Here is a 21008-nt window from a genome sequence, read left to right as displayed (position 1 = left end):
TCCGGGCTTGATTTTTCCCCGCCAGCGCAATAGGTAGCGCGCGATATTGACTCGGGCTCGCTGCTAGCGGCCCCCTAACCAGAGGCGCCCCGCGAGATGGCAAAGGAAAAGTTTGAACGTAACAAACCGCACGTCAACATCGGCACGATTGGCCACGTTGACCACGGCAAGACGACGCTGACGGCTGCGATCACGAAGTATTTCGGTGATTTCCGCGCGTATGACCAGATCGACGGCGCGCCGGAAGAGAAGGCCCGCGGCATCACGATCTCGACCGCGCACGTGGAGTACGAGACCGAGTCGCGTCACTACGCGCACGTCGACTGCCCCGGCCACGCCGACTACGTGAAGAACATGATCACGGGTGCAGCGCAGATGGACGGCGCGATCCTGGTTGTGAACGCAGCTGACGGCCCGATGCCGCAGACCCGCGAGCACATCCTGCTCGGCCGTCAGGTCGGCATCCCGGCGATGGTCGTGTACCTGAACAAGGTTGACCAGGTCGACGACGAAGAGCTGCTCGAGCTCGTGGAAATGGAAGTTCGCGAACTTCTGTCGTCCTACGACTTCCCCGGCGACGATATCCCGATCATCAAGGGTTCGGCTCTGGCCGCGATGGAAGGCCGTGATCCGGAAATCGGCGAGAACTCGATCCGCGCGCTGATGGAAGCTGTCGACAGCTACATCCCGACGCCGGAGCGCGCCGTGGACCAGCCCTTCCTGATGCCGATCGAAGACGTGTTCTCGATCTCGGGCCGTGGTACGGTTGTGACCGGCCGCGTCGAGCGTGGCGTGATCAACGTCGGCGACGAACTGGAAATCGTGGGTATCCGCGACACCTCGAAGACGACCTGCACGGGCGTCGAGATGTTCCGCAAGCTGCTGGACCGTGGTGAAGCAGGCGACAACATCGGCGCGCTGCTGCGCGGTGTGGACCGTGACGGCGTCGAGCGTGGTCAGGTTCTGTGTAAGCCGGGTTCGGTTAAGCCGCACACGAAGTTCGAAGCTGAAGCCTACATCCTCACCAAAGAGGAAGGTGGCCGTCACACCCCGTTCTTCGCGAACTACCGTCCGCAGTTCTACTTCCGCACGACGGACGTGACCGGCACCGTGACCCTTCCCGAGGGCACCGAGATGGTCATGCCGGGCGACAACCTGAAGTTCGAAGTCGAACTGATCGCCCCGATCGCGATGGAAGACGGTCTGCGCTTCGCAATCCGCGAAGGTGGCCGCACCGTCGGCGCCGGCGTCGTCTCCAAAATCATCGCGTGATCCTCGGATCATAGCGATTTGCGAAGGGCCGCCCGGTTGGGCGGCCCTTTTGCTTTGCGTGAAGGGCATGTGCGGGTGGTCGTAATCGCGGGCGTGTCGCGCTAGGTCTTCTGCAGGGCGGACCATGCAGGAGGATGCTGGACATGGCAGAGGTGACTGCGGCACGCGAGTGCCATTGGGACGTGGACGGGCTGCGGATCGCCGGGCGCGTCTGGGGGCCCGAGGACGGTCTTCCGGTCTTGGCGCTTCATGGCTGGATGGATCATGCGGACAGCTTTGCCGCGCTCGCGCCGCGGCTCGAGGGCTGCCATGTCGTCGCGCTCGACCTGAGCGGGCAGGGCCTGAGCGGGCATCGTGCGGCCCATGCGAGTTATAATATCTGGGACGACCTGCCGCAGATCCTGCGGGTGCTCGACGCTCTGGGCTGGGAGGACTGCGTGCTGCTGGGCCATTTGCGCGGCGCCAATATCTCGGCGCTGCTAGCGGCGGCGATGCCGGAGCGGGTGCGAGGTTTCATCGCGCTCGATTCGCTGGCCCCCGAGCCGGTGGCGCGGGATTTCGTCACAACGCTGCGCGCCTATCTGACCGAGGTGCCAAAGCAGGCGGCGCGGCCTCCGCGTCGTTTCCCGACGCGTGAGGACTATATCGCGCGCCGCGCGGGGCAGGGCAATGCGCGCGCAGTGGCCGAGGCTCTGGCGGAGCGTGCGCTGGAAGAAGGTCCGGAGGGCCGGCATCTGCGTGGCGACCGACGGCTGTTCGCGAGCTCGGCGGTGAAGCTCGACCGCGACGACGTGGAGGCGGTGCTGCGGGCGATCCGCGCGCCGGTGCTCAACATCTGGGCCGGGGACGGGATCCGGGCGCAGCGCGAGGGCACGGCGGAGCTGGCGCGATGGGGGGCCGAGCTGATCGCCGACTACGAGAGCATCGAGATCGCGGGCGACCACCATTTCCACCTCGACCCCGAGGCGGCGGAGCAGATCGCGGAGGCGGTGAAGGGCTGGCTTGCGCGCAAGCTGTGAGCGGGCGGCTGGCGCGGCCCCGCCGCTTGCGCTAGACTGATGGGACGCACGATGGAGGCTCCGATGGACAAGACCCTTTTCTGATCCCGTTTCCCTGAAACTCTGATCGCGAGAGGTCTGTCCATGTCTGCTCATCCGCTGCCGCGGCGCTTTCCTGCGCCCGATACCCGTAATCCCGTTCTTCTGCCCGATGGCACGCCGCATGAACCGACCGTGTTCCTGCAGGCGGTGATCGATCATCCCAATATCGAGGTCGGTCGCTATGCCTATTACAGCCCGCTTGCCCCCGTGACGGACGCGGCGGCGGAGCTTGCGCCTTACCTCTATCCCGGCTGCCCCGAGCGGCTCGTGATCGGGGCTTTCGCGCAGATCGCGCATGGGGTGCGCTTCATCACCGCCTCGGCCAATCATCCGATGGGCGGGATCACCACCTATCCGTTTCGGATCTTCGACATGGAGACGGCGGGGAAATATCTCGAGGAGAATGCCGCGATCGGCGACACCGTGATCGGGCCGGATGTCTGGCTTGGCTTCAATGCGATGGTGATGCCCGGTGTGCGCATCGGGGCGGGGGCGATCGTGGCGGCTGGCTCGGTTGTCGCACAGGACGTGCCGCCCTTTGCCATCGTCGCGGGTAATCCGGCGCGCGTGGTGCGGTCCCGGTTCAGCACCGATGAGATTGCACGATTGCTCGATCTGGCGTGGTGGGACTGGCCGGTGGAGGCGATCCAGAGGGCGTTGCCCGCGCTGGAGGCGGGCGATGTGGCAGCGCTGGCCGAACACGCACCTTGAGCGAGAGGCTTGCCGCTGCGCGCAACGACGCTAGGCTCTGGGCAACGCGACGAATTCTCCCGGAGCCCGGATGACCAACAGCCCGATCCTCTTCTCGCATATCCTGACTGGTGCGCCCGATCCCGACGGGCCTGCCGACATCGTCGAGGCGTTGCGGGACGAGCGGCTCGCTTGGGCGCATCTCGACGGGACGCACCCGCAGGCGCAGCGCTGGATTCGCGAGGAACTGGATTACCTCGACCCGCAGGCCGTGGAGGCGTTGCTCGACGTCGATACGCGCCCGCGGATGAGCCAGATCGGCGAGGGGCTTTTGGTGATCCTGCGTGCGATCAACTTCAACGAGGGCGAAGACCCCGAGGATATGGTCTCGCTGCGGATGTATCTCGACCGGCAGCGTATCCTCACGATTTCGCGCAAGCGGGTGCGCGCGATCGAAGGGATGAACGCGGCGATCCGCGACGGCAAAGGGCCCAGCGATGCGGGAACGTTCCTCGTGCGACTGACCGAGGATATCGTCGGCAATATCGGGGTGTTCCAGACCGAGTTGGACGAGCGTGCCGAGGCGTTGGAAGATCAGGTCTATGGCGGGCAGGCCGATCACATGCGCCACGATGTTCTGGATTTGCGGCTGCAGGTGATTGCGGCGCGGCGTTACCTCGCGCCGCAACGCGAGGCGTTGATCCGTCTGACACAGGCGGAGAGCCCGATCATCGACGAGGTCACGCGGCGCGAGATCGAGGAAGAAGCGCTGAAGATGACGCGGATTTCGGAAGATATGGACGAGCTGCGCGATCAGGCGCAGGTGCTTCGCGAAGAACTGTCGAGCCAACTCTCGGACCGGGTCAACCGCAACACCTTCGTGCTGTCGGTCGTCTCCACGATCTTCCTGCCGCTCGGGTTTCTTACCGGCCTGTTCGGGGTCAATCTCGGCGGGATGCCGGGGCTGAACTCCGACAATGCGTTTAATTATCTGGTAATTGTCTGCGTGGTGATCGTCGCCGCGCAGTTGATCGTAATGGGCTTCCTGCGCCTCTATTCGAAGCGCAGGAAGCGGTAGTCTCTCGAGATCAGGCAGCGTCGCGCATGTGGCGGCCTTCCTGAATCTCTTCGATGATCTTGGCGACGAAATCGTCCAGATCGTTCGGGTTGCGCGACGTGACGACGCCATTGTCGGACACCACGGATTCGTTCACCCAGTCGCCGCCGGCGTTTTCGACATCGGTGCGCACCGAATGATACGAGGTCATCTTGCGCCCCTTGGCGATGCCGGTCTCGATCAGGAGCCACGGCGCGTGGCAGATCGCGGCGACCACCTTGCCTTGGTCGTAGAAGCTACGCAGGAGATCCAGCGCGCTTTTCTCGACACGAAGAAGGTCGGGGTTGATCTGACCGCCGGGGAGAACGATCGCATCGTAGTTGGAGGCGACGACGTCGGAGATCTTGCACTGCACCGAAACGGTCTCGCCCCAGTCGGTCTCGTCCCAGCCGCGAATGTCTTCGCCATCGAGCGAGGCGAGGTCGATTTGCGCACCGGCCTCGGCCAGCTTGTCGCGCGGAACGGTCAATTCGGCTTGCTCGAAACCGTCGGTGGCCATGATCAGAATGCGGGCTTCGGTAATCTTGGGCATTTGCTTTCCTTTCCTAAGGCGCAGCTTGCGCAGGTTCGGGAGAAAAACGATCTGCGCCCGGCATGCGTTCCACTGCGATTTCTTCGGCGGGGAAATGCGAAAGATCGGTGGAAAGGCACTTGATTTCGGTCGCGTGAGACTTTAGCACCCACGCCACGGCCTAGGGGTATAGCTCAGTTGGTAGAGCATCGGTCTCCAAAACCGAGGGTCGCGGGTTCGAGTCCCTCTGCCCCTGCCAGCCGTTTCCTGAAAATTTACGTTCGTTCGCGTAACGTTCCCGAAGTGGCGTCCTCTGACGCCGGTTTTGGGCGCTGTCGCGAGGAACCGCCGTGCTTGGCAGAATTTTCCGGGTCTTTCAGCGATATGTGGATGCGAATCTCCGGATTTCGCGAAGGGTACGGGATCTGGGGCCGCGCGCGGTGGCTCGGGGGCTGCATGTCACGCGCTACGATTTCCGCGGCAACCGTCTTCGCCTCGAAGGGCGAATCAATGCGCGCGAGGTGATTTTGCGGTTGGGGGGCGTGGCGCAGCGCTGCGCGCTCGAACCTGAACCATCGGGGCCGGCGAAGTTCGCCTTTGACGTGCCTTTCTGGCCCGACAAGGTGGAACTGGTCATTCCCGATACGGGTGCCGATGTGCAAGGCGAGGAAAGCTGGGTTTTGCCGCCGATCGGCAGGGGTCGCCTCGCATGGGGGCAGCTGCGCCTCGCCCCGGTGTTCCTGTGGCGAATCGCCCGTCATGCCCACGATATCTGGCTCTGGCGAAAAGACAGTGACAGTGCTGCGGGGTTTCGCGTGAAATCTGCGCTTGGTTTCGTGGGAAAGTCGCGGGGTGCGACCCTACCGTCCGATCTGCTCCGCGGCTCGGCGCCGACTGAGCCGTCCACGTTCCCCGGGATCGTGATCGTGTTGCCGGTGTTCAACGCGCGGGCGCTGCTGCGCGAGGCACTCGCTCGGGTCGCGCAGCACACCGATCTCGACTGGCATCTGATCGTGATCGAGGATCGCTCGACCGATCCCGAGATGCGGCCGTTTCTGCGCGATTGGTGTGATGGCCGGGCGAACGCGAGTCTTCTGGAAAATGACACAAATCTCGGCTTCGTCGCGTCGGTCAATCGCGGGTTTGAAGCGGCGCTCAGGCGCTTTCCCGATCGCCCCGTGGTCTTGCTGAATTCCGATGCCCTCGTGCCGGCGGGCTGGGCGTCACGTCTTGTTGCTCCGCTTTCCGATCCGCAGGTCGCAAGCGTCACGCCGATGTCGAATGACGCGCAGATATTGTCCGTGCCGACAGCCGGAGCGCGGAGCGATCTGCCGCCCGGGGCCGTCGATCAGATCGACGCCGTCGCCGCGCGCATGAACCCGGTGCAGGCGCGCGCCGACCTGCCGACCGGGATCGGCTTTTGTATGGCGCTCGCACCGCGCTTTCTTGCAAAGTTCCCGCAGTTCGATCCTGTTTTCGGGCGCGGCTACGGGGAGGAGACGGATTGGTGTCAGAAAGTAAGGCGGCTCGGGGGGCGGCATATCGGGATCGGCTCGCTCTTCGTGGAGCATCGCGGTAGCACCTCTTTCGGCGCGGCGGCGCGGCGAAAGCTTCTGGACGCCAATCAGGCGAAGATCGAGAGGCGCTATCCAAGTTATCCGCGCGCCGTCGATCGTTTCCTCGCCAGTGATCCGCTTGCGGCCCCGCGTTTCGCGCTCGCCCTGGCCCGAGCGGGCGCGCTGCAAACCGAGCCGATCAAGATCTGGCTCGGACATTCCCTCGGCGGCGGTGCGGAGATGTGGCTACGCAAAGAAATCGCCTCGGAGCTTCGCGCCGGGCGACGGGGCGTCGTTCTTCGCGTCGGTGGTTCCGTGCGCTGGTCCATCGAACTGCACGACCCGCTCGGCCACCGCACGATCGAGACAATGGATCGTGCGGTGGTGTTATCCCTGCTGCAGCTTCTGCCGGATCGCCACGTCATCTATTCCTGCGGCGTTGGCCACCCGGACCCGCTCGAGATACCCGCGCTGCTTACGGAACTATCCGCGGGGCAGCGGCTCGATATCCTGTTTCACGACTACTTGCCCCTAAGCGAGGCCTACACGCTCCTGCGTGCGCCAAACAGCTTGCGCGAGATCCCCGAATACATCGGCCCTCGGGCCAAGTCTCGAAAGTCGTCTCGGCGCTCTTCAACCGACGAACTCTCGGATTGGGAAAGCGCGTGGGGCGCGGCACTGACCAGCGCAACGCGATTGCAAGTTTTCTCGCGCAGCTCCGCAGAGATTGTGGCCTCGGCCCGTTCCGATCTCGCGCATAAGATCGACTGCAAACCGCATCATGTGGCCCGGCCTGCTGTTCTCATCCGTCCGCCTCCGGGGCTCCACGCAGGCGCCCGCGCCGCGGGCTCTGTTCTTGGCGTGCTTGGTCATATCGGCGTCCACAAAGGCGCCGCGGTTGTCGAGGCATTGGGGGAGGCCTTCGCTGCGGACGGCCGCGCGCGGCTGGTCCTGTTGGGAAATCTCGATCCGCGGTTTCATTTGGGCGCGCCGAACCACCTCCACGGACCGTTTGAGCCCCTAGATTTGCAGATGTTGATCGTGCGCTACGGAATTGAGCGATGGCTGATCCCATCGCTCTGGCCGGAGACCTTTTCCTTTACCACGCATGAGGCGCTCGCCACCGGCCTGCCCGTGCATTGTTTCGACCTTGGCGCTCAAGCTGAAGCGGTCAGAGCGGCAGGCGCACAGGGCGGCGTCTTGCCGGTGCCACGGTGGCCATCGGATATAGACATTGATCGTCTCCTCGGGGCGCCCGCTATGCAGAGGTGGGTGGCATGACGTTCGAAGACAGTCATGCGATCTTTCATATAGGCGCCCCGAAATGCGGCAGTTCGGCTCTTCAAGCAGCATGGAGCGCGGAACCGGACCGGCCGTCGCGCGCCGGTTTGCGTATGCGCTATATCGGCGCGGTGCGGGTGGGCGGCAAACTCATGCCGTTGCGTGGCAGGGCTGTGCGCCGCACTGCCGCGTTGTCTCCCTATGGCTATGTCTCGATGCCCGATCCCGGCCGGGAGGTCGCGGCGAAATCTCTCGGCGATTTCGTCTTGCGCGAGATCGCACGCGCGCGGCGGCGCGGCTATATCCCGTTCTTCTCGAATGAGGGCTGGATTCGTCGGCCCGATTTCTTCACGCGGCTACTTTCTGACCTCGGCCATCCGCCCGTGACCGTGCTGGCCTTTCTGCGTCCGCCCCTAACGTGGATGAACGCGGCGTTCTGGCAATGGGGTGTCTGGAGCCGGCCCCGCTTCGACGATTGGCTTTCGTCCCGCCGTGTCCAGTTCAGCTTTGGCGGAGATCTCGCAGCCTGGGCGCGCATTCCCAACGTAGGATTGCAGGTCGCGCCGGCAAAGCAGGATGTGGTCACCTTCGCCGACGCTTTGCTGGGAACGCCGGGCAACGCAATCGGACCGTGCCACAGCACGGGCAGCGCAGCACAGTTTGGTTTTTTGCTGCGCAATCGCCGTTTTCGGCCGGATAGCCATCGCGCGGAGATCGAGTTCGTATTGCAACGGCAAATGGCGAACGGCCCCATGTTGCGCCGCGCGTGGGCGATCGCGCCACATCACGTCGAGACACTGCAGCCGCTCGCACAGAGCCATCGTCGAGAGCTCGAGCGCGTCTTACCCGCCGTTCAAGCGGAGGAAATATTCGACGACCCGCTCTGGACGACGCTATATCCGTATCATCCTGAAATCGAGCGCGGCCCGGCGCCGCTCGATGATCTCGATGAATTGCGCGCGTTCGCGGGAGGGCTTCTGTCAAAACAGTTGTCCGAGGGTGCCGAGCTCGGTGCACTCGACGCATCTATAGCGGAGCGGCTCGGTGTCCTTCTGCGCGAGGACCGTTCCCTTCGGTGGCGGACCGCGCTCCTTGGAGTGCCGCGAGATCAAACGCCGCGGCCGAGATCGTTCACCTTGCGAGGAGATCCCGGTAGCTCGTCCTGAGGACCAAAAGGCCAAGTGCCAGGGCCACGAGCGACACGCCGATTACGTAGAACGCAGAGAGATAATCGGGCTGATAGGTCGGGAAAAAGCCGCGCCGCAGATAGCCGATCACATGGACCAGCGGGTTGAACCAAAGGATGTCCGCAGCCCAGCGCGGCAACTGGTCGGTGAGAAAAAAGACTCCGGAAATCAGGAACATCGGCCGCATCAGTATAGACCATATCTGCTGCCAGACCGGCGCGCGCAGAAAGAGGTAGCAGTTAAGGGTGCCGACCCCGAAGGAAAGCAGTACGGCGAGCCCCGCTGCTTCCAAGATACGCAGTGGATCTGGGCTTGCGCGGGTGTCGAACATCAGGAGGCATCCGTGTAGGATGAGGTAAGAAACAACAAGTTTCGTAAGCGCATTCAGGGCGAGCCGTGCGATGAGCGCATCGACAAAGCTCACAGTGGGATAGGCGAGGAGCGCGCGCGAGTAGGTGAGGGCGTTGGCGACCTTCGACTGAACGTCTGAAAACAACATGAATGGCAGCAAGCCCGTCGCGTAGAAAAGGGCGAAACTGGCCCCGAGCGGCGGGGCGTGGAAGGTCAGCGAAAAGAACAGCGTCAACAATGCGACGCCGCCGATCGGCTCGAGCAACGCCCAAAGATAGCCCCCTGGTGAGCGACCGTAGCTTGCCGACATCTCGCGCAGAATAAGCGCGCCGATGGCACGAAGCGCCGGAAAGGACCGGGCCGGGATGCGCGCCGCGCGGGAGGAGAACATTTCGAGCCTCGTTTACCGGTTTTCAATTCGGATCGTGTTCGCTGGACCCTGACGCGACCGATAGTGGAGCCAATTGTGAAACACGCGGTTAACGAGCCTGCGCAGGCCACGCCCGTCCTCGCAAAGGGGGCTGGATTGCGCGAAGTGCCAGTGCCGCTCCGGCCGGTGCCGAGCGCATACGCGCCCCCCGCACGCAAGGCGCGCTGGCGGCGGCGGCATCAGACTGTGGCGTTAAGCTTCCTGACGCTGGTGATCGCGCCGGTTCTGGTGGCGGCCTATTATCTTTATGCGCAGGCGGCGGATCAGTTCGTTTCACGCGTCGGCTTCACGGTGCAGCGGGAGGAAATGGCGCCGGCGCTCGATCTTTTCGGCGGTCTGTCCAGCCTGTCGGGCGCGTCTTCGAGCGACACCGACATTCTCTATGAATTCATCCAAAGCCCGAGCCTTGTTGCGCAGATCGACGACGCGCTCGATCTGAGGGCCATCTGGTCGCGCGATCGATCCGATCCGGTCTTCGGGCTTCCTGGCGACGCCACTCTCGAGGAGCTTGTCGCCTATTGGAACCGCATGGTTCATGTGCGGCACGGGGCGGGCGCGGGGCTGCTCGACATCGAGGTGCGCGCTTTCGATCCCGGCGCGGCACAGCGGATCGCGCAGACCTTGATGGCACAAAGCTCTGCGATGATTAACCGGCTCAGCAACGCGGCGCGCGAGGATGCGATTCGCCATGCGCGCGGAGAGTTGCGGCGCGCCGAGGCGCGTCTGACGACGGCGCGCACGGCGCTCACCACTTTCCGCAATCGCCACCAACTGATCAGTCCGGAGATGGATTTGCAGAGTCAGGCGGGGGTGCTGGCGTCGCTGCTCGAACAGCAGGCGCAGGTGATGATCGAGAGTGATCTGCTGCGCGGCACGGTGCGCAGCGGGACGGACCCGCGGTTGAAGCAGGCGGAGCGGCGGCTTGCGGTGATCGAGGACAGAATCGGGGCGGAGCGACTCAAGCTCGGGATCGATGGCGGCTCCCAGGAAGAGGCTTTTGCGAGCATCGTGGGCGAATACGAGCGGCTTATGGCGGAGCGCGAATTCGCAGAGCGTGCTTATGCGGCGACCCGCGCAAGCTATGACGCGGCGGAGGCCGAGGCGCGCCGGAAAAGCCGATTCCTTGCAACATTCATGGCGCCGACCCTTGCCGAAAGCGCCGAATATCCACGGCGCGAGACGCTTCTGGCGCTGATCGCGGGTAGCCTCGTTTTGCTTTGGGCGATTGGCATCCTGGTGGGCTACGCGATCCGGGACCGTCGGTAACGGCGATGATCCGGCTGCAAAATCTCAGCAAAAGTTTCCGCGTTCCCGGTGGTGAGAAGGTCGTGGCGCGCGATATTTGCGCGAGCTTTCCAAGCGGCCGATCCGTCGCCTTGCTAGGGCGAAACGGGGCCGGAAAGTCGACGCTGCTGCAGATGATCGCAGGCACCGCGCGTCCGGATCGCGGGAGGGTGATCACACGGGGTAGCGTGTCGTTCCCGGTGGGCTTCGCCGGGTCGTTTCACAATGATCTGACGGGCGCGCAGAATTGCCGCTTCATCGCGCGTATCTACGGGGTGGATACCGATGAGATGGTCGCTTTCGTAGAGGCGACCGCCGAGCTTGGGGCGCATTTTCGGATGCCGCTGCGCAGCTATTCTTCCGGAATGCGCGCGCGATTGGCTTTTGCGGCATCGATGGCGATCAGCTTCGACACCTATCTCGTCGACGAGATCACGGCGGTCGGCGATGCAGCGTTTCGCGAGAAGAGCGCGGCCCTGTTTCGCGACCGTCTGACAGACGCCGGGGCTGTCGTGGTCAGCCACTCGATGAACCAGTTGCGCGAGATTTGCGATTGCGGCGCGGTGCTGGAGCGTGGGCGGCTTGAGTTTTTCGACGATCTCAACGCCGCGATTGCCTGCCACGAACGCAACATGCTTTGAGCTGGGCGCTGTGAGCCGTCGCATTCTATTAAAATATTGAGAGAAAGCCCTTTTCGGGCCGCTTTTCCTCCGCGCTCCGTGCCCAGCCACGCCTCACATTTGAGACAGTGTGAACATGGAAAGCGGAGGTGACTATGCCTCAATTGGTGCCGGTCGCGACTGTTACGAATGGCGCGGAAAATTTCTTGACGTCGATCACCGACCTGCTTCTCGTGCGGGGTGAGGCGGGGCCGACGCTCTATTCGATTTCGAATGCGCCGGGCGGTATCTCGCAGATCCCGCTGACTGCGCGGCTGAATTCGAGCGATTTGGCTTATCTGAGCGAGAGTGCGGGGCTGGATGCAGCCGGGACGCTGACCGAGATTTCGATCGACGGCAGCCCGGCCTTGATGGTGACTGGAGTGGCTTCGGGTGCGTTTCAAGCGGTCTGGCTGAACCAGAATGACGGCGGAATCAGCGATGTGTTCACGCTGCCGGGCGCGGTTGCGCCGGGTGCGGTGCTTGCGATCGCGCCGCTGCAACTCGACGCGCAGAGCTTTTTCGTCGGGGCCCTGTCGCATGGCAGCGGGCTGCATGTCTGGCAGATGGGGGCCGGAGGCCGGATCACCGAGATCGCGCAGGGCATCGCGGGCGAGGTCTGGTCAGAGAATGACGTCCATGCGCTCGCCACGGTCGAGATTGAGGGCGCGCAGTATGTCCTTGCGGCTTCGGTGACGGATAATTCGCTGACTACGCTCGCGCTCGATACGCAGGGACAGCTGCAAATCGCCAGTCAGATCGATGCGCGCGACGGCCTCTTCATCAACGCACCGAATTCGATCGAGACGATCCAGGTGGGCGGACAGGCCTACGCGCTTTTGGGGGCCGCGGGAACAAGCTCGATCTCTGTCGTGGCGCTTGGTCCGGGCGGGCGGATGGAGGTCACCGATCAGATCAATGACGATCTGGGCACGCGGTTCGACGGCGTGACGACGCTCGAAACCGTGACGATGGGCGATCAGGTCTATGTGCTGGCCGGAGGCGCCGATGACGGCGTCAGCCTGCTTACGCTGCTGCCCGGCGGCAAACTGGTCCAGATCGGGACGCTGGCGGACGGGCTAGAGACCGCGCTTTCTGATCCGGCTGCGGCGGCGATGATCGCCGATGCGACCGGGCTCGATATTTTCGTGGCGGGCGACGTGCCCGCGAGCGTGAGCGATCAGGGGATGGGGATCAGCCATATCAAGGTGGAGTTGGGCCCTGCCGGTCTGGCGCTAAAGCTTGGCGATGGCGGCGATAACGCAGACGGAGGCGTCGAGAACGATCAGATTTCCGGTGGCGCTGGCGATGACCAAATCCGTGGCGGGGCGGGGGCCGACATCCTGCAAGATGGCGCTGGCGCGGATTCCCTTTGGGGCGGCGAGGGGCAGGATGTTTTCGTGCTCGACGCGGATGGGCGCACCGATTTCATCATGGATTACGAGCCCGGCATCGATCGGCTCGACCTCTCGAGCATGGCGTGGTTCTACACCAAGGAGGCTTTGGACATCGCCCCGACCGCGACGGGGGCGGATATCCGGATCGGCGATGAGCGGGTGATCGTGAATACCGCGGACGGCTCAAGCCTGAGCGCCGCGGATTTCGAAACCTCGGAGCTGCGCGATCTGTGGCATTCCGCGATCAACCCGCTCGAGGTCGGCGATATCCACAAGGAAGGTACCGCGAAGGGCGATCTGATCGACGGGCGCGGCGGCGATGATCTGCTCGTCGGCAATGACGGGTCGGATATTCTGCAAGGCATGGCGGGGGACGATCTGCTCAATGGCGGGCGGATTGATCGCAGCTACGATCCGTTCGCGGCACAGGTGTTCCGGGTCTATCAGGCGACGCTTGACAGGGCGCCCGATGGGAACGGTCTGCACTATTGGACGGACCTTCTGTCGAGCGGCGCGGTCGAACTGCAGGAGGTTGCGGATCGGTTCATCAACTCGCCGGAATTCCAGTCGAACTACGCGGAGACGAGCGACGCGGAGTTTCTGACGCTGCTTTACCAGAACGTGCTGGATCGGAGCCCCGATGATGGGGGGCTGACCTATTGGCTCGACCAGCTGGATCAGGGGGTAAAAAGTCGGGAGGAGATTGTTTTGGGATTTTCGGAAAGCCCGGAGTTTCGGGATTCGACAGAGATCGACACGCTCATGCTGAGCCATGCCAGCGCGCAGACGGATTTTACCGATGACGTGTTCCGTCTGTATCAAGCGACGCTGGGGCGCGAGCCGAACCTTGGCGGGATGATGTATTGGAGCGAGATGCAGGCGGACGGGATGGAGTTCCTCGATGTCGTCTCCGGCTTCGTCAATTCGCCAGAATTCACGTCGACCTATGGCAATCTCGACGATGCCGGTTTCGTCTCGCTTCTCTATCAGAACGTCTTGGGGCGCGCTCCGGACAGCGAGGGGCTGACATGGTGGGTCGATCAGCTCGACAGCGGGGGCTACACCCGCGAGAAGGTGGTCGCCTCATTTGCGCAAAGCCCCGAGATGATGACCCAAACGGCGCAGCCGCAGATCGATTGGTTTCGCTCCTTCGGCTTCGAGGATCAGCTCGATGGCGGCGAGGGGTACAATCTGCTGCAGGGCGGTGCGATGGCGGATCAGTTCGTCTTCCGCGCCGATGAGGACGGGCACCATGTCATTATCGACATCGAGCCCTGGGATCGGCTGAGCTTCGATGGCTTCAACTACAGCTCTGCTGCCGAAGCTCGCAGCCATATGGTCGAGGCGGGCTCCGGCGTGACCTTCACCGATCAGGGTGTCACGGTCGAATTCATCGATGCCGATCTCGGCCTGTTCAGCGACGGGATGTTCGACGTCTCGGGCTAGGCGAGTTCGGTTCGCAGCGCCGCAAGGTAGCGCGTAACTAGGGTCTGCGCGCGCTCCGGTGTCGCGGCTTCGGCATAGCAACGGCATTCGGGGGCGTTGCCCGAGGGGCGCAGATGGACGATCTCGCCCGAGGGGAAGGTCAGGCGCAGCCCATCGGTGCGGTCGATCTGTTCGGCCGGGGCGAAATCGCTGAAGAATTCAGCCCGGGCGGTTGGGTCGTCGGCAAGGCGGTCGATGAAGGCGCGCGAGCGGTCCGTCGGGACTTCGGCGACCCGGTCGGCCGCGGTGAAACGGGCGGGAAGCTGGGCGACAAGGCCGCTGAGCGCGGTGCCGTCCTGTTTCGCCGCAACAAGCGGAGCGACGATCGGCAGCAGGCAATCGCGCGTCGCGAGCGGCGCAATCGGCCCCGCAGGGCCCGTTGCGGTGAAGCCCAGGAGGAAGCCGCCATTGGGCTCGTACCCCACGACCTTCGCGGCGGGATCGGCATCGCGTGCCGCCTCCATCGCGGCGATCACGAAGGGCGAGCCGATCTTCGTGCGATGGATGCTGTCGAATTCGGGCATCGCATCGACCATCGTATTGGCGGAGACCGGCGTGCAGAGGATTTTTGCCCCGAGAAGCCGTGCGGTCAGCGCGCCCAGCACGTCGCCGGGGATCAGTGTGCCGGTCTCGTCGCTCAGCATCGGGCGATCGGCATCGCCATCGGTCGAGATAACCGCATCGAGCCCATGTTCCGTGCACCAGCCTTGCAGGGTTTTGCGGGTCTCGGGATCGACCGCCTCGGTGTCGACGGGGATGAAAACGTCGGAACGTGCGAGTGGCACTGCGGTCGCGCCCATCGCCTCCACCGCGGTGACGAGGATGTCGCGCGCGACCGAGCTGTGCTGATAGACGCCGATGCGCAGCCCTGCGAGGGCGTCCGCCCCGAACCCGTCGACATAGCGGGCGATGTAGCGCGCCGCGGTGTCCGCCCCCGGGATTTCGGGTGCCGGTTTTTCGGCTGCGGGTTGGTCCTGACCGAGCCGGTCGAGGATAGCGGTCTCGTCCTCCTTCGCGATCTCGCCATGCGGGACGTAGAACTTCAGCCCGTTGCGATCGGCGGGAATGTGGCTGCCGGTGACCATGACCGCCGAGTTGCCCGCCCCCATCGAGGCAAGCGCCAGAGCGGGCGTGGGAAGTGCGCCTTCGCGAATGGCGGTGAGGCCAGCGGCGCGGATCGCGGCGATGACGGTCTCGGCAATCGTGGGGGAGGAGGGGCGCAGGTCCCAGCCGACATGAACGGCTTCGCCCTGCGGGCAGGCCGAAATGAAAGCGCGGGTGTAATCGGTGACCAGCGCGTCGGTCAGTTCGGTGACGAGGCCGCGCAGGCCGCTGGTGCCAAATTTCGGTGCCATATGTCCTCGAATGCTGCGCCGTTGAAATTGGGCCGAACCTAGGGGGAGGGGGGCGGACAGGCAAGCACCGTGCGCCGCTCTCAAACACGGTTAACGCCGGGTTCCTATCGTCGGCCTCCATCGCAACCCAGCGCAGGAACTCCCGATGTCCGATCAGACCGCCAATCTCGCGCTGCCGCTTATCCTTGGCAGCCAGGCCCAGAAACACGTCACCCATAACGAGGCGCTGCAACGGCTCGATGCGCTCGTGCAGCTTGCGGTGATTTCGCGCAGCGTGACCGAACCGCCGATCGGTCCGCCGGAGGGGGCGCGGTATCTGCTGCCGACCGGGGCGCTGGGCGCATGGGCGGGGCAGGACGGCACGCTTGCGATCTTTGCTGCCGGAGCGTGGCAATTCCTGAGCCCGCGTGAGGGCTGGCGCGCGTTCGTGCTGGATGAGGCGGTGGAGCTGGTTTTCGCCGCGGGCGCTTGGGACGTGCCGCCGTTGCCGGAGTTGAGCCAGCTCGACGGGGTCGGGATCATGACCGGCTATGACGCGGTGAACCGGCTTTCCGTTGCGGCGGATGCCACGCTTCTGAGCCATGCCGGGGCGGGCCATCAGCTCAAGCTGAACAAGGCGGCGGAGGGTGAGACGGCGAGCCTGTTGTTCCAGTCGAACTGGTCGGGACGGGCCGAGATGGGGCTGGCGGGCAGCGACGATTTCGCGATCAAGGCGAGCGCGGACGGTGCGACGTGGTTCGAGGGGCTGCGCATCGACGCCGCCACCGGGCGCGCAGCGATGCCACAAGGCGCGGTGATCGACGGGGCGCTGAGGGGCAGCGGTGTCGTCGGCACGGTCGCGCAGGTCGGCGGCGTGTCGACGGGCGCCGTGATTGAGCAGGGCAGCACCGCCTCGGGCGATTACATCCGCTTTGCCGATGGTACGCAGATTTGCTCGGCGCTGGTGAGCCTCGCTTACGTCGCGGATTGGGCGCTGAAGGAGGACTGGGCCTATCCGGCGCAATTCGCGCAGGCGCCCTCTCTGAGTGTCGCGCTCGATGCGGATAGCCTCGCGGCGGGCAGCGCCATCGGCGCGGGCGCGATCTCCTTCGTCGGGGTCGAGGGCGTCACAAGCTCGGGCGCGCGCGCCGTGGTCTATGCCGCGAATGGCGCGAGTTTCCTTAGCGGCGAGAGCTGCGATCTGAGCGTCACCGCAATCGGGCGCTGGGTGTGACGCTTATTCGGCGGGGCGGGCGTGTGGTTTGCGTGCCCGGTCGAGCCGGGTGAAAATCTCGGACAGGCGGGCACTGTAGCGCGCGGCAATCGCATCGGCGCAGAAGTGGCGGCGCACGAAGGCTTCGGCCTGCGTCGCCTTTTTCTTGCGCGCGTCCGGGTCGCTGCGCGCCGCGCGGAACTGGGCGACGGCGGCGGCGTGATCCGGCTCGCCCCAGTGCATTCCGGGCTCGACATAGAGATAGTCCTGCGGCGCGACTTCTACCTCGGACGCGGGCACGAGCCACGCAGTGTCATCGTTGCAGAATTCCAGATTGCCGGAATAGCCCGTGCACAGGACCGGCACGCCAAGCGCCATCGCCTCGAGCATGCCGAACCCCCAGCCCTCGGAGCGATGCAGTGAAACGTATAGGTCTGCGCCAGCCATAAGCTCCAGCACCCCCGCGTGATCGAGCGTCTCGTCGAGCAAAGCGATGCGCGGGTCGGCTGCGACGAGCCGGTCGATTTCGGACCAGAGCGTGGCCTGCGCCGCATCGCAGACATGGCCGCGATTTTGCGTCTTGATCAGCAGGCGCACCTCCGCGTCCTCGGCGAAGGCTTCGCGGAAGGCGTGGATCGTCCCGAGCGGGTTCTTCCGTTGCACGAAGGAGAAGCTGTCGAAACTGGCGAGGCAGACGAAGCTTTCCTCGGGCCAATCGTTGCGCTGGCGCAGGGCGTTGCGCGCGTGGGCGCGGTCGATGGCGGGCGGTTCGGGATAGCACATCCCGACATTCACCACCGGCGTGTCGGTCTCTTTTCGGTAAACCTCGGCGCAGTATTCCGAGGGCACCCAGACCTCGTCGACAAGGTCGAGCGCGAGGTGATGGCAGGCCGGAGCGCGGTCCAACTCCCAATGCATATAGGCGATGTTGTAGGCGCCGGAGTAGCAGTCGGCGTCGACGGCATAGGCCGGGGGGACCGCGTCGCCATTCAGGTGCAACAGGTTGATGCGCGCGGGGCGGGGCGCACCGGTCTTGGCCCCGTTTTGCTCGGGCGTCGGATTGTCGCGCGCGCTTTCGACCGCGTTGAGCGTGACGTCGCAGCGGGACAAAATGTCATGCGAGAGCCGCGTCGATTGGCCCAACCCGGAGGCTTTCGCGAAGGGACCGTGGATCTGAACGTCGACGGGGGTGCCCTCGGGGATGGGGTGCGTGGCGGCGGCGATCCGATGGCCGTCGCGCGTGCGCAGGAAGGACATGCTGTCGAGGTCGAAACCTTTCTCGCGCAGCGCCGCAGCGTAGCGCGCGCGGGTGATCGGCGGGCCGGGATGCAGTTGCGAGCAGACATCCGAGAGGCGGCCTCCTTCGAGCAGCGTCTTCGTTTCACTGCGGGGCAGGAACAGCAGGATCTCGGGCCGCTCGACCGCGAGGATCATCGCGAGCACATGCAGCATCCGGCGGTGGCGCTCGGTCTTCGGCGAGAACTGAGCGAGCGGCGGGGTCGCTTCGCGCAGGGCCAGAAGCCCGCGGGTCATCGGCCAGGGGCTGGAGCCTTTCGTCTCTGCCAGCGTCTCGATCAGGCTGTCGGGGAGGAGACAATCGCCGAGCCCGAGCGACGGGACGTCGCGGAGCGCCCATGCGGCCGCGGCGTCCGGGTCGCCGGTCTTACCGAAGAGGTCCATCGCGCGGCTCGGGCCGCCGGGGCGGGTCTGCGCGTTGAGCCAGTCGATCGCGGCGCGGCTCAGCGGGATTTGCTGCGACGGGTGCTGCGCGGCGTAGCTGTCAAGATACCAGCGCAGGATGTCCGACACTGCCGCATCGCTGCCATCGAGGGGGAGCTGCTCGGCCATGCCGGCGCGATGGCGTGCGTAATCGATGAAGGCAAAGAGGGGTGCGGGCAGGTCTTCGCCATGCGCTGAGCGTGCCGCGAAAAGCGGTTGCTGCGCGGTCAGGTCGGGCATGTCCGTCTGCGCGGTGGACGCGGCGCGCAACGTGATGATCGGGCCATGCATATAGCGATGCAAGACGTCTTTCTCTTTCGGAAGCGGCGTGGCGTCGGGGTCGAAGCACAGCGTGGCGATTGGGCCGCTGCCGGGGATGTGGAGGCTGATCTCGCCGCCCGCGGCCTCTTGCAGGGCTGCCGATAGCGGCAAGGCGAAGCCGTGATTGCCCGCGCCGATGCCAGCCTGTGCAAGGTCGGCGCGAAACATAGCCGCGCGCCCCGAGATGAGCCGCCCGGCATTGCAATGAATTTCGATATCGAGCGGGGTGCCGTCGCCTTTCTTTGCGATCCAGCCGATCACCCTCCCGTTTTCGATCCGCTCCAGCGCGCCGCGATAGCCGCGCAGGCGATGGAGCAGTGAGACGGCTGACGGCGGCGGAACGAAAGTCGACATGCAATTCCTTGATCAAAAACAACCTTTGGTAGAGTCACCCTAGTCGATTGCGTGACAGTCGCAACCGTCTTGCGCCGCCCGAGATGCCCCGAACGGCGCGACGGGCCGTTATTGCGGCTGCCCCATCAGTTGCTGGGCAAGTGTCGCGGCGGAGCTTTCGCGGGCCGCGGCGATCTCGGTCAGGCTTTGCGTCACATCGGCGTCCAGCTTGGCGGCGGCGTCGGTGCCCGACAGGCCGAGCACGGGTGCGGCCTCCGACAAAGGCGCGTCGAACAGCGCCTGCGCGATCGCGAATTGCGGAGGGCCACCGCGCGCGCCGCTTTGAGAGCTCGTCGCGGCGGGAAGGACGAAGGCCAGCGCCGCCACGACCGAAAGCGCGAGCGCCAGCCCCATCGGCGCGCGTTTGAAGTAGGTGGTCATCGGCCGCCAGTTCTTCCAGATATGCAGCACGAAGGGCACGATCAGCACCATCGAGAGCCATTCATGCATCCCGTGGAACCACGCGCTGCCCCAATGGAAGAACAAGGCGATTCCTGAAATCATAGAGACGAGGAAAAGGCCGGTGATGAGCGGTGTGGCGTAGCGGTTGAGGATGGCGGGCATCGATGGCTCCTGTCGAATCGCGGCTGTGCTGACCGCGCGGGTTGTCGGATGTTAAGTTGCACGCGCATCGATGGATTTTCCGTTATCAAAGCCGGCTTGCAGTGGGCGCATGGCGTCCGCGGAGGGGCAGGCGGTCGCAACAGCCTTGAAATCCGCGAGGGGAGCAAGTATCTGGCGGCAGTTGCGCCGAAAGCGGCGCGGTATTTTCGGCTCAAGGGCGCCGCATTGGGCGCGTAAGGAACGACGACGATGGCAAACCCACTCCAGTTTCTCCAGCAGGTGCGCTCGGAAGCGGGCAAAGTGGCTTGGCCGAGCCGCCGCGAAGTTCTGCTGACGACCGGCATGGTGCTGGCGATGGCTGCGCTGACGGCAATCTTCTTCTCGCTCGTGGACTGGGTCATCCGTCTCGGCGTGACGCAGGTGATCGGGAGCTGATAGGCTTCCGGCGCTCTCCGCCAGACCTCATTCGCAGTTGCGGCAACGAAGTGATCGCGCTCCGGCCTTACGCTCTTGAAATCACAGGGCTCCGGCGGTAAAGGGGCGGGACTTTCCCAGAGGCGGCGTGCATCGATTCGCGTGGTGCGCGCTGTTTTTTATTCTGGGAGACACGGGTAATCCCGTGAAATAACAGGAATTTTCGGCGCTCCGGCGTCGTCGGCAAGGGGCAAAGAATCGGCATGGCGAAGCGTTGGTATTCGGTAAGCGTTCTCTCGAACTTCGAGAAGAAAGTCGCCGAGCAAATCCGTCAGGCCGTGATCGATCAAGGTCTGGAAGACCAGATTGAAGAGGTTCTGGTGCCGACCGAAGAAGTGATCGAGGTGCGTCGCGGCAAGAAAGTGACCTCCGAACGTCGCTTCATGCCGGGCTACGTGCTGGTGCGGATGGAGATGACCGACAAGGGTTATCACCTGATCAACTCGACGAACCGGGTCACCGGTTTCCTCGGGCCGCAGGGCCGGCCGATGCCGATGGGCGATGCGGAAGTGAACCGCATCCTCAGCCGTGTCGACGAATCGGGTGAACAGGCCGCGCCGCGCAGCCTCATCACCTTCGAGGTCGGCGAGAACGTGAATGTGACCGACGGGCCCTTCGAGGGCTTCTCGGGCATGGTCGAGGAAGTGGACGAGGCGGCGAGCCGCCTGAA

The 21008-nt window shown here is 64.5% G+C and carries 17 protein-coding genes and 1 tRNA gene; 13 read left to right on the top strand and 5 right to left on the bottom strand.

All coding sequences use genetic code 11. The features are described 5' to 3' along the window. Window positions 1–96: 96 nt before the first annotated feature. The 4 genes from tuf (at window position 97) to B3D39_RS15210 (ending at window position 4140) form a co-directional block, all read left to right on the top strand. Window positions 97–1272 (top strand): elongation factor Tu, encoded by a 1176-nt coding sequence (tuf, locus tag B3D39_RS15225; protein ID WP_078571262.1) that lies wholly within the window; start codon window positions 97–99, stop codon window positions 1270–1272. 143 nt (window positions 1273–1415) lie between these two features. After that, on the top strand, window positions 1416–2291 hold the full coding sequence (locus B3D39_RS15220) for an alpha/beta fold hydrolase (RefSeq protein WP_274962826.1): 876 nt from the start codon (window positions 1416–1418) through the stop codon (window positions 2289–2291). Window positions 2292–2414: 123 nt separating this feature from the next. Continuing rightward, window positions 2415–3083, top strand: coding sequence for a CatB-related O-acetyltransferase (locus B3D39_RS15215; RefSeq protein WP_274962827.1), 669 nt, complete (start codon window positions 2415–2417; stop codon window positions 3081–3083). A 70-nt stretch (window positions 3084–3153) separates the two neighbouring features. Further along, a complete protein-coding gene (locus B3D39_RS15210) occupies window positions 3154–4140 on the top strand; it encodes a zinc transporter ZntB (protein WP_274962828.1) in 987 nt (328 codons plus the stop codon). A 10-nt stretch (window positions 4141–4150) separates the two neighbouring features. Here B3D39_RS15210 and B3D39_RS15205 read toward each other — a convergent pair whose 3' ends face one another. After that, a complete protein-coding gene (locus tag B3D39_RS15205) occupies window positions 4151–4711 on the bottom strand; it encodes a type 1 glutamine amidotransferase domain-containing protein (RefSeq protein ID WP_274962829.1) in 561 nt (186 codons plus the stop codon). Window positions 4712–4873: 162 nt separating this feature from the next. On the opposite strand from B3D39_RS15205, the gene B3D39_RS15200 reads away from it, so the two are divergent. From B3D39_RS15200 to B3D39_RS15190, 3 genes are all read left to right on the top strand, one after another. After that, window positions 4874–4949 (top strand) — tRNA-Trp (locus B3D39_RS15200). A 91-nt stretch (window positions 4950–5040) separates the two neighbouring features. Continuing rightward, window positions 5041–7527 carry a glycosyltransferase gene (locus tag B3D39_RS15195; protein ID WP_286789850.1) on the top strand — a complete coding sequence of 829 codons (2487 nt, stop codon included), beginning with the start codon at window positions 5041–5043 and terminating at the stop codon, window positions 7525–7527. Further along, window positions 7524–8693 (top strand): hypothetical protein, encoded by a 1170-nt coding sequence (locus B3D39_RS15190; protein ID WP_274962830.1) that lies wholly within the window; start codon window positions 7524–7526, stop codon window positions 8691–8693. The genes B3D39_RS15195 and B3D39_RS15190 overlap by 4 nt, the downstream gene beginning before the upstream one ends. Here the strand turns inward: B3D39_RS15190 and B3D39_RS15185 are convergent. Then, complete coding sequence (locus tag B3D39_RS15185) at window positions 8659–9456, bottom strand: ABC transporter permease (protein ID WP_274962831.1); 798 nt, start codon at window positions 9454–9456, stop codon at window positions 8659–8661. The genes B3D39_RS15190 and B3D39_RS15185 overlap by 35 nt on opposite strands. Before the next feature lie 75 nt (window positions 9457–9531). On the opposite strand from B3D39_RS15185, the gene B3D39_RS15180 reads away from it, so the two are divergent. The 3 genes from B3D39_RS15180 (at window position 9532) to B3D39_RS15170 (ending at window position 14281) form a co-directional block, all read left to right on the top strand. Beyond that, window positions 9532–10761 (top strand): hypothetical protein, encoded by a 1230-nt coding sequence (locus B3D39_RS15180; protein ID WP_274962832.1) that lies wholly within the window; start codon window positions 9532–9534, stop codon window positions 10759–10761. A gap of 5 nt (window positions 10762–10766) precedes the next feature. Then, window positions 10767–11420: an ABC transporter ATP-binding protein gene (locus B3D39_RS15175; protein ID WP_274962833.1), complete on the top strand. Its 654-nt coding sequence runs from the start codon at window positions 10767–10769 to the stop codon at window positions 11418–11420. Window positions 11421–11605: 185 nt separating this feature from the next. Next, window positions 11606–14281, top strand: coding sequence for a DUF4214 domain-containing protein (locus B3D39_RS15170; protein ID WP_274962834.1), 2676 nt, complete (start codon window positions 11606–11608; stop codon window positions 14279–14281). On the opposite strand, the gene B3D39_RS15165 is transcribed toward B3D39_RS15170, so the two are convergent. After that, window positions 14278–15675 (bottom strand): phosphomannomutase, encoded by a 1398-nt coding sequence (locus B3D39_RS15165; RefSeq protein WP_274962835.1) that lies wholly within the window; start codon window positions 15673–15675, stop codon window positions 14278–14280. The two genes, B3D39_RS15170 and B3D39_RS15165, sit on opposite strands and share 4 nt — an antisense overlap. A 145-nt stretch (window positions 15676–15820) precedes the next feature. Here B3D39_RS15165 and B3D39_RS15160 point away from each other — a divergent pair, with 145 nt between their 5' ends. Next, the gene (locus B3D39_RS15160; protein ID WP_274962836.1) at window positions 15821–16888 is read left to right on the top strand and encodes a DUF2793 domain-containing protein; all 1068 of its coding nucleotides are present in this window, start codon (window positions 15821–15823) and stop codon (window positions 16886–16888) included. Between the two features lie 3 nt (window positions 16889–16891). On the opposite strand, the gene B3D39_RS15155 is transcribed toward B3D39_RS15160, so the two are convergent. Next, window positions 16892–19261 carry a glycosyltransferase gene (locus tag B3D39_RS15155; protein WP_274962837.1) on the bottom strand — a complete coding sequence of 790 codons (2370 nt, stop codon included), beginning with the start codon at window positions 19259–19261 and terminating at the stop codon, window positions 16892–16894. A 108-nt stretch (window positions 19262–19369) separates the two neighbouring features. Further along, entirely contained in the window at window positions 19370–19864 is a 495-nt protein-coding gene (locus tag B3D39_RS15150; RefSeq protein WP_274962838.1) for a DUF4405 domain-containing protein, read from the bottom strand. A gap of 249 nt (window positions 19865–20113) precedes the next feature. Between B3D39_RS15150 and secE the strand changes: the two genes are divergently transcribed. Together secE and nusG are read left to right on the top strand one after the other, a co-directional pair. After that, window positions 20114–20299: a preprotein translocase subunit SecE gene (gene secE, locus B3D39_RS15145; RefSeq protein WP_075773824.1), complete on the top strand. Its 186-nt coding sequence runs from the start codon at window positions 20114–20116 to the stop codon at window positions 20297–20299. 242 nt (window positions 20300–20541) lie between these two features. Then, on the top strand, window positions 20542–21008 hold a 467-nt coding region (nusG, locus tag B3D39_RS15140; protein WP_286789849.1), incomplete at its 3' end, for a transcription termination/antitermination protein NusG.

It is taken from the genome of Thioclava sp. UBA3469, from assembly GCF_002378135.1.
Taxonomy (GTDB): domain Bacteria; phylum Pseudomonadota; class Alphaproteobacteria; order Rhodobacterales; family Rhodobacteraceae; genus Thioclava; species Thioclava sediminum.
Note: the sequence above shows the minus strand (reverse complement) of the source record. Positions and strands in the feature narration are given on the sequence as shown.